The 7,950-nt window shown below is 51.0% G+C and carries 8 protein-coding genes; 5 read left to right on the top strand and 3 right to left on the bottom strand.

Annotated elements, in window-relative coordinates; genetic code table 11:
* Window positions 1-367: 367 nt before the first annotated feature.
* Window positions 368-1,138 carry an alpha/beta hydrolase-fold protein gene (locus KH703_RS09940; RefSeq protein WP_304295741.1) on the bottom strand — a complete coding sequence of 257 codons (771 nt, stop codon included), beginning with the start codon at window positions 1,136-1,138 and terminating at the stop codon, window positions 368-370.
* 19 nt (window positions 1,139-1,157) lie between these two features.
* Between KH703_RS09940 and KH703_RS09945 the strand changes: the two genes are divergently transcribed.
* The 5 genes from KH703_RS09945 to KH703_RS09965 are packed head-to-tail and all read left to right on the top strand — an operon-like array spanning window position 1,158 to window position 6,176.
* Window positions 1,158-1,511 carry a hypothetical protein gene (locus tag KH703_RS09945; RefSeq protein WP_304295744.1) on the top strand — a complete coding sequence of 118 codons (354 nt, stop codon included), beginning with the start codon at window positions 1,158-1,160 and terminating at the stop codon, window positions 1,509-1,511.
* A 47-nt stretch (window positions 1,512-1,558) separates the two neighbouring features.
* Window positions 1,559-3,511 carry a ribosomal protection-like ABC-F family protein gene (gene abc-f / locus KH703_RS09950; protein ID WP_304295746.1) on the top strand — a complete coding sequence of 651 codons (1,953 nt, stop codon included), beginning with the start codon at window positions 1,559-1,561 and terminating at the stop codon, window positions 3,509-3,511.
* A gap of 5 nt (window positions 3,512-3,516) precedes the next feature.
* Window positions 3,517-4,725: a M48 family metallopeptidase gene (locus KH703_RS09955; protein ID WP_304295747.1), complete on the top strand. Its 1,209-nt coding sequence runs from the start codon at window positions 3,517-3,519 to the stop codon at window positions 4,723-4,725.
* Window positions 4,712-5,512 (top strand): peptide chain release factor N(5)-glutamine methyltransferase, encoded by an 801-nt coding sequence (gene prmC / locus KH703_RS09960; protein ID WP_304295748.1) that lies wholly within the window; start codon window positions 4,712-4,714, stop codon window positions 5,510-5,512. Before KH703_RS09955 ends, prmC begins: the two co-directional genes overlap by 14 nt.
* 7 nt (window positions 5,513-5,519) lie before the next feature.
* The gene (locus tag KH703_RS09965; protein WP_304295750.1) at window positions 5,520-6,176 is read left to right on the top strand and encodes a uracil-DNA glycosylase family protein; all 657 of its coding nucleotides are present in this window, start codon (window positions 5,520-5,522) and stop codon (window positions 6,174-6,176) included.
* Between the two features lie 471 nt (window positions 6,177-6,647).
* On the opposite strand, the gene KH703_RS09970 is transcribed toward KH703_RS09965, so the two are convergent.
* The gene (locus KH703_RS09970) at window positions 6,648-7,043 is read right to left on the bottom strand and encodes a YbgC/FadM family acyl-CoA thioesterase (RefSeq protein WP_304295752.1); all 396 of its coding nucleotides are present in this window, start codon (window positions 7,041-7,043) and stop codon (window positions 6,648-6,650) included.
* The gene (locus KH703_RS09975) at window positions 7,033-7,557 is read right to left on the bottom strand and encodes a DUF4149 domain-containing protein (RefSeq protein ID WP_304295754.1); all 525 of its coding nucleotides are present in this window, start codon (window positions 7,555-7,557) and stop codon (window positions 7,033-7,035) included. The genes KH703_RS09970 and KH703_RS09975 overlap by 11 nt, the downstream gene beginning before the upstream one ends.
* Between the last annotated feature and the right edge of the window lie 393 nt (window positions 7,558-7,950).

The raw sequence follows: 7,950 nt of genomic DNA on the forward strand, positions 1-7,950 counted from the left end.
CGCCACGCCGCCACGCCGCCACGCCGCCACGCCGCCACGCCGCCACGCCGCCACGCCGCCACGCCGCACCGGCGCCGCGTCGCATGATTTACGCTAAAACGATATCGCACTTATCAAAGCCGCTAAAATATCAACAGACGCGCTGCATCATTCTTGCCACACCGCTTGCGCTATAAAATTTTAATGCGGGTTTGTTTTAAATTTCATTGCATCGCACAAAAAAACCGTTGCGCGAGAAATTATAATGGCGGTTCACTTAAATTTATGTTTCGCGAAATTTGCACTTTGCACCCGTCGTCTCGCTCTTTTTCGTCTACCGTCGCCCCTTGTTCCATCACGTCGCAAAATTTTACAATTTCCTCGAATTTTAGGAATTTATGAGGCTTAAAAGCGCCTTTGAAATTCTTGCGATCTCATCTTGCATATGCCCGCCCGGGTTTTGCTCAAACTCCGCTTTCGCGTCCGTACCGCGGCATTTAGCGATGAAATTTCGCGCAGTCTCGCCGCAGAGTGCTCCGCGCGGATTTTTCGGGTTCATCTCGGCCTCGCCCAAGGACGCGTAGACGTGCGCCAGCCCCATTTGCGGCGAGTGTGCGGCGACGAAGGCATCAAAGCTGCTGAACCAAAACGACGCCGAGATGCAGGTGATCTTTTGAAATTTATCGCTCGCAAACGCCGCATACGCGCTAAAAAGCCCCGCCAGCGAGTATCCCGCGCACGCTCGCCACGCAGGCTTTCCCGCGCCGAATACATGTCGCTCGATACGTGGGATCAGCTCGTTCGTAAATTTTTCTAAGTGCGCCGCGCCGCCGCCTGCGAAATCGCGCATCCCCTTAAACGGCGACTTTGCTGCCCACGGGCTAAGCTTATCGCCCCACTGCGCCTCGTTTAGATAGATCGCCGCAAGCACGAAATCCGCGCCGCTTTGTCGCGAGACGAGCTCGTAAATTTCGCCCATACTGGCTGCGCTAAACTCCAAAGCGTGCAGGTAGATGATCGGCACGGACGTAGCCTCTTCGGCAGAGGGCGGCGCAGGCACGGCGGCCCGTGCGGACGTTGCGAGCACTGTATTCAGCATCGATGACGCGGATGAAATCGAGTCGGTAGTCGCCGTAAATTCTGGTCTATTATCTAGCACGAATGACGCAGCGGGTTGAATGGCTTGTGTCTTAGGCGTGACAAGAGAGGAACGCGAAACGGGCGCGATGGGCATAACGAGTGGTGTATTCGGTACTGCAGACGCGGGAGGCTCAGATGAAGCAGCCTGCGCGGACAGACCGAACGAAACGGCGGGTGGATCATCCTGTGCGAATGTGGGAGATGGTAGAAACTCAGATGAGACAAATTGCGCGGATGCAGAGGTGCCAGGCAAGGTATCCGGCGTGGATCTAAGAGGCTGCGCACGCGTGGCTGACGCGAGAGGTGGCGTGTGTGGGGCGAAAATTTCTATGCGCAGGCCGCCAAATTCCAAACTTTGCATCGCTAAAGCCTTAAAAGTTATTAAAATTTAATAGAATTTTGTGTAAAATCACCGAATTTAACACTAGAGGAACTTAAATTGGCTTTGATCGAGCTTATCGATGTTACGAAAAAATTCGGCTCCCACGTCGTTTTAGACGGCGTAAATTTCGCACTGGACGCTAACGAGCGCGTCGCCGTGATCGGCAAAAACGGCGGCGGCAAGTCCACGCTGATGAAGATAATTGCAGGTCTGTGCGAGATCGACGAGGGACGCGTGATCACTCAAAACGGGCTAAACATCCAGATGCTCGCTCAAACGCCGAAATTTGAAGACAATCTCTCGGTCAAAGACGCGCTGCGACGGGAGCTAGCCGAAATTTACGCCGCCCTTAGCGAATACGATGCGATCTCGAGCAAAATCGCCGCACAGCCCGAAAACAGGGAGCTTTTGGCGCGCCAGGACGAGCTGATTAAATTTATCGAGGCCAAGGACGGCTGGCAGATCGACAATAAGATCGAGCAGGTGCTGCAAAATTTCGGGCTTAAAATTTACGAAAACCGCTCGGTCTGCACGCTTAGCGGCGGCGAAATTCGTCGCGTGGCGCTGGGCGCGCTGGTGCTTAAAAAGCCCGACGTGCTGCTGCTGGACGAGCCCACGAACCACCTCGACGTCTATATGGTGAAATTTCTAGAGGATATGCTGCTTAGCTCGAAGCAGACGATCGTTTTTATCAGCCACGATCGCTACTTCATCGACCGCTTGGCGACGCGCAGTATCGAGATCGAAGAGGGTAAAATTTCAAATTTCGACGGCGGATACGAGAACTATCTGAGGCGCAAGCAGGAGATGCTCGCCTCGCTCGAAAAGTCCCATGAGACGCTGCTTAAACAGCTGCGCGCCGAGGAGGAGTGGCTGCACCGCGGCGTAAAGGCGCGCCTTAAACGCAACGAAGGGCGCAAGGCGCGTATCATGCAGATGAGGCAGGATGCGAAGAAAAATCCGGGCGCGATCCGTCGCGTGCGGCTCGAGCTGGAGCGTGCGAGCAGGAGCTTTAACGGCACGGGCGGCGACAATCGCAAAAAAATGCTTTTTGAATGCACGAATATCGGTAAAATTTTAAACGGCAAGGTGCTTTTTAAGGGCTTTTCGGCGCGGGTTTTGCAGGGCGAGCGCATCGGCATCGTAGGCGCTAACGGCGCGGGCAAAAGCACTCTGCTTAAAATTCTACTCGGCCGCAGCAAGATCGATGCGGGCGAGATCAAACGCGGCGAGATCAGGATCGGCTACTTCGATCAGACCCGCAGCGGCATCACGGACGATAAAAGCATAATCGAAATTTTCTGCCCCAACGGCGGCGATCACATAAGCGTCCGCGGCAGCTACATGCACGTCTATGGGTATTTGAAAAATTTCTTGTTTCCGAAGGAGTTTTTAGATAAGCCCGTGGGCGTGCTTAGCGGCGGCGAAAAGAACCGCCTGGCGCTTGCTAAGCTCTTTACCGAGCAGTACGATTGCCTGATCTTGGACGAGCCGACGAACGATCTTGATATCGCAACGATCAATATTTTGGAGGATTATCTGCTAAGCTTCGAAGGTGCGGTAATCATCGTAAGCCACGATCGCTATTTCATCGATAAGATCACGAATAAGCTTTGGGTTTTCGAAAAAAACGGCACGATCGATCAAATTCAAATGCCGTATTCGCAGTATCTGGAGTTTGAAGACGAGATGGCGGAGATTGATCAGATCGAGGCCGACGCTGGCGCGAGCGCGAGCGCAGAGGAGAGTGGTCGCGAAAATAAAAAGGAGAAGACGAGCGCCGCGAAGCTTAGTTACAAACAGAATAAAATTTTAGAAGAGTACCCCGCTAAGATCGAGGCTATCGAAGCGCGCATAAAGGAGCTAAATCACGCGCTCTCGACGCCTGAAATTTATCAAAAGCTCGGTATGCAAGGGCTTTTTGAAGAACTTGAAGAAAAAAGAGGAACGTTAAACAGTATGGAAAATGAATATTACGAAGTGCTTTCGCTCGCCGAGAGCCTAAAGTAGGCGCGATGGTTTGGTTTTTGATCTTTTTATACGCGCTTTACACGATTTATAAAATTTCGCTCGATCTGCTCGAGCTAAGCTTCATCCGCGCCAAGCTAAAAGAGCCTGCGGTGGTGCTTAGCGAGGAGGATTATCGCAAAGCGGGCGAGGTCGGCGCGGTAAATTTAAAATTTAATATATTTTCGCACTGCTTCTCTTTTGCGGTGGCGCTTATTTGGATACTTGCAGGCGCTGGCGCGTTACAGCGCGCGATATATGATCTAGCTGGCGACGGGATTTTTGCGCAGAGCTGCTTCGTAACGGCGTTTTTAATCATCGGCGGCGCGATATCGCTTCCGCTTGAAATTTACAAAACCTTCGTCAAAGACAGGCGCCTAGGCTTTTCCACGATAACGCCCGCCGTTTTCGTAAAAGATGCGCTAAAATCGCTTGCGCTCACGCTCATTTTCGGCTTTGCGGTAGCCTCTGCGCTCGTTTTTTGCGTAAACAGCCTGGGCGCGCACTGGTGGATCTGGGGCTTTCTGCTAAGCTTCGGCGTGATTTTACTGATAAATTTGATCTATCCGACCGTTATCGCGCCGCTGTTTAATAAGATGCAGCCGCTAGAGCACGGCGAGCTAAAAGAGCGCATAGAGGGGCTTTTGCAGCGCTGCGGCTTTAAAAGTAGCGGCGTTTTTACGATCGACGCGAGCAAGCGCGACAAGCGCCTAAACGCCTATTTCGGCGGCTTCGGCGCGACGAAAAAAGTCGTGCTCTTCGACACGCTCATCGAAAAGCTGAGCGAGGATGAAATTTTAGCCGTTTTAGGGCACGAGCTCGGGCATTTCAAACACGGCGACATTTTGAAAGGCTTAGCACTTAGCTTCGTGCTTTTGGGTGCGACGTTTGCGGTATTCGGAAACCTCCCGGGGGGCGTATTCGGCGCGCTAGGACTTAACTCGGACGGCGGCGCGACGCTGGTTTTTATGATTTTGTTTGCGCCGATCTTGCATGCGTTTTTTGAGCCGGTGATCTCCAAGATTAGCCGCATGCACGAATTTAGCGCGGACCGGCATGGCGCTAGCATGCAGGATAAAGAGAGCATGATCGGCGCGCTAAAGAAGCTGGGCAGCGAAAATAAGGCATTCCCGCTCGCTCATAAAATTTACGCCGCAGTGTATCATTCGCACCCGAGCCTGTACGAGCGCATAAGAGAGCTTGATGAGGATCGCTGAGGCGCTAAGATGGGGCCTGCAGCAGTGCGGCTCAAAATACGTCGCGCGCGAAATTTTAAAGCTTTGCGAGCGACTTAGCGATGAGCAGCTAGTGTTAAGATGCTCGGAAGAGCTCGCGCACGAAGCGGAGTTTCGCGCTAAGATCGTTGAATTTAAAGACGGTCGCCCACTTGAATACATCACGCAAAGCTGCGAGTTTATGGGTTTTAAATTTTACGTCGACGAGCGGGTGCTGATACCGCGCTGCGAGACCGAAATTTTAGCAAAAAAAGTGCTTACTTTGGCGCGGAGCTTGGGCGAGCCGCGCATTTGCGAGATCGGCACGGGCAGCGGTATAATCGCTATCTGCTTAAAAAAGCTACTTCCTTCTTGCCGCATCACGGCCAGCGACATCAGCGCGGATGCGCTTGAGGTGGCGCGCGCAAATGCCGCAAGCTTGGGCGTAGACGTCAAGTTCGTACACTGCGCCTACGCTGATGAGATCGCGGGCGAGTTTGATCTCATCGTCTCAAATCCGCCCTACATCGCAAACTCCTACGCATTGGACGCGCGCGTGCTGCAAGAGCCAAAACAGGCGCTGTTTGGCGGCGAGCGGGGGGATGAAATTTTAAAACGCATCGTGTTGATCGCCGCACGGCGCGCAAAATTTCTAATCTGCGAGATGGGCTACGATCAAAAGCAGAGCCTGTCGGCGTTTTTGCGCGAGCAGGGCTTTAGAGCGGAATTTTACAAAGATTTGGCGCAGTTTGATCGCGGATTCGTCGCGCGAAATTTAAACAGATCGTAGGCGCGCCGTGCAAAGCTCGCAACTACGCAGACTGCTTTATTACAAAGCGTTCGGCTACCGCTACGTAGGCGCCGAAATTTTAAGCGGCGGCGCGCGATTTTTCAAGGCGCTGGACGCGCTAAAATCCGCTACCACGGAGTGCAATCTCTGCGAGCTTGCTAAAACGCGCACGGGAAGCGCCGAGCAAAATTTTAAAAATTTCAAAACTATCAAAAATTTTAAAACTCCCGCGAGCATAAAACTTATGATCGTAGCTCTTGCGCCGAGCTCTAGCGATGGTGTTAGCGGCGGTTTGGAAGCCGAGGTAGCAGCGGCGCTAGATCAAATTTGCGCGCCGGAAGAAATTTATTTTAGCTTTTTGATAAGGTGTGCGGTGCCGCAAAATAGGCGCATAAGCTCGGAAATAATTTTAAAATGCGCGCCCTATCTGACCGACGAAATCAAAATTTTAAAGCCCAAAGTCGTGCTCTGCCTAGGGGAGCCCTGCTGTAAAATCGTGCTGCGAAACGGCAATCTGGCGGGCATGGACGCGCTGCACGGCTCGGTCTTTAACGAGGGCGGCATCAGTTTCGTGCCGAGCTTCGATCCCGCATTCATCGCGCAAAATCCGAGCAAGGCGGAGCTTTTCAAAGAGGATCTGCAGAAGATAAAAGAGCTGCTGTGAGGCGCATTTGGCGCTCGTTTTGCGCGCCGTTTTGATTTTGCGCGCAGCTTTGCGCGTGCGCCGTGATTTTCATTGCGGCGAGCGAACAGACGGAGCGAATTTGACCTGCTTAAATTTCACGGACTAGCAGGATTTTAGCGGAGTAAAACACAGACTCGATCTGCGCGGGTTTAAATTTGAAGACGAGAAATTTCATAAAGCGGCAGAGCGGGGCAAAATTTAACGCCATTGCAAAATTCCGATATTTCAAATTTCGTTTTCTATCTCGGGTGCGTAAGGGGTTAATGTCGCGGCATAGCGTTAAATTTGAACCTCAATGCTGAGCGAAATTTTATGTCGTAAAATTTTATCTCGCCTGCAAATTTTATTACCGTCCAAAAGCTCTGCGTATTTTTGGATTTTACGCCGAAAAGCCGGTCTGCACTATGTTTGCACCACACGACTATATAAATTTGAACTCGCGAGATAAATTTATCTCAAAGATTTGAAAAATTCTAAAATTTCAGTGCTAAATTTGATCGGCCTGTCTTCTTTTACGAAGGCGATTTTTACGTCTTGCGCGTATAAAAGCTCGCTAAAATCCACGTTTTTCATATCTTTGATCTTGTAAATTTCTTGCCGCAAAAGGGCGCTGGCGTTTTTAAGCGCGGCTAGGCTCGTGCGAATTTCAAGCGTGTCTCCGAGGCGCGCGGGGCGGAGAAATTTAGCGCAAAGCTCGCTAACTACGAAGTGTGCGTCCGCGCGCGCGAAGTCCACTCCTGCCTGCATAAGCGCCTCGCTGCGCGCCCGCTCGCAAAATTTTATGTAGTTGGCGTGATACACGATGCTCTGCGCGTCGGTGTCTTCGTAGTAAATTTTAATCTGCATCGGCTGCGCTCTGCTCCAGTGCTGCTTTTTTTGCGGCGAGAGCGGGGAGGATTTTTGCGAAAAACAGCACCGTTTGAAACACGATGATGAGTTTCATGCACCATTCGCTAGCCGCGTGGATTTGGGCAAATTCCGGCGCCATCGTCGCTTCTGTGCCGATCTTTTGGGCATTTATGACGTAGTCGGTAAAGTAAAGCACGAAAAGTAGGGCAAGTATGATATTTACGAGCGTCAGCATCAGGGTCGAAAGGCGCAAGCGAAACGACTGCGATTTGTTGTTGTTGAAATTTATCATCTCAAAAACAAGACAGATGATCGAGACTGCGATGAGGATGCCGCCGTATTTTACGAAGATCTCGCTCATCAGCTTGCCGCTTTGAAAGTGCGATAGCACGCCATCTCCGATAATCTGCTGCGGGAAAAATACCACCGGCGCGACGAGTGCGCCGAGCGAGAGCTCGATGCCGATAAGGGCTGCGATGATGAAGATATAGATAGAAAAAATTGCGCGCATAGAAATCCTTTTAAATTTTGATAAATTTTAAATCGGACGTGATTATAGCGAAATCTTATAATCGTGCGCTTAAGTGTTTTGCAAGCGGGTTTTATGGGCGAACGGGTGCGGTCGGCGGTTGCGATATTACGGCATATCGCGGTATAATGCGATTTTAAGTTTTTGGATGCGCCTACCTGCGAAATTTATAAAATTTTCACAGAGGCTGGAGATGAAATTTGTGTCAGGCGCGTTAAGCAGTTAAGCATAAAATTCCATTATAAAATTTAAAATTTTCCAAATCGTTTTTTAAAATTTCTACTAATTATTCAGCCCCCTTTAAGCATCGCTCTTGTATAATCACAATTCTGTTTCGCACCGAGCCGAACCTGCTTTCTTAACTCTTAAGTCCTA

Origin of the sequence: Campylobacter gracilis (assembly GCF_018374135.1) — a bacterium.
Taxonomy (GTDB): domain Bacteria; phylum Campylobacterota; class Campylobacteria; order Campylobacterales; family Campylobacteraceae; genus Campylobacter_B; species Campylobacter_B gracilis_A.

Bases quoted from the DNA above. Each gene is read 5' to 3' on its own strand.
- KH703_RS09955 (WP_304295747.1), top strand. From the start codon at position 3,517: ATGGTTTGGTTTTTGATCTTTTTATACGCGCTTTACACGATTTATAAA.
- KH703_RS09975 (WP_304295754.1), bottom strand. From the start codon at position 7,557: ATGCGCGCAATTTTTTCTATCTATATCTTCATCATCGCAGCCCTTATC.
- prmC (WP_304295748.1), top strand. From the start codon at position 4,712: ATGAGGATCGCTGAGGCGCTAAGATGGGGCCTGCAGCAGTGCGGCTCA.
- KH703_RS09945 (WP_304295744.1), top strand. From the start codon at position 1,158: ATGGCTTGTGTCTTAGGCGTGACAAGAGAGGAACGCGAAACGGGCGCG.
- KH703_RS09970 (WP_304295752.1), bottom strand. From the start codon at position 7,043: ATGCAGATTAAAATTTACTACGAAGACACCGACGCGCAGAGCATCGTG.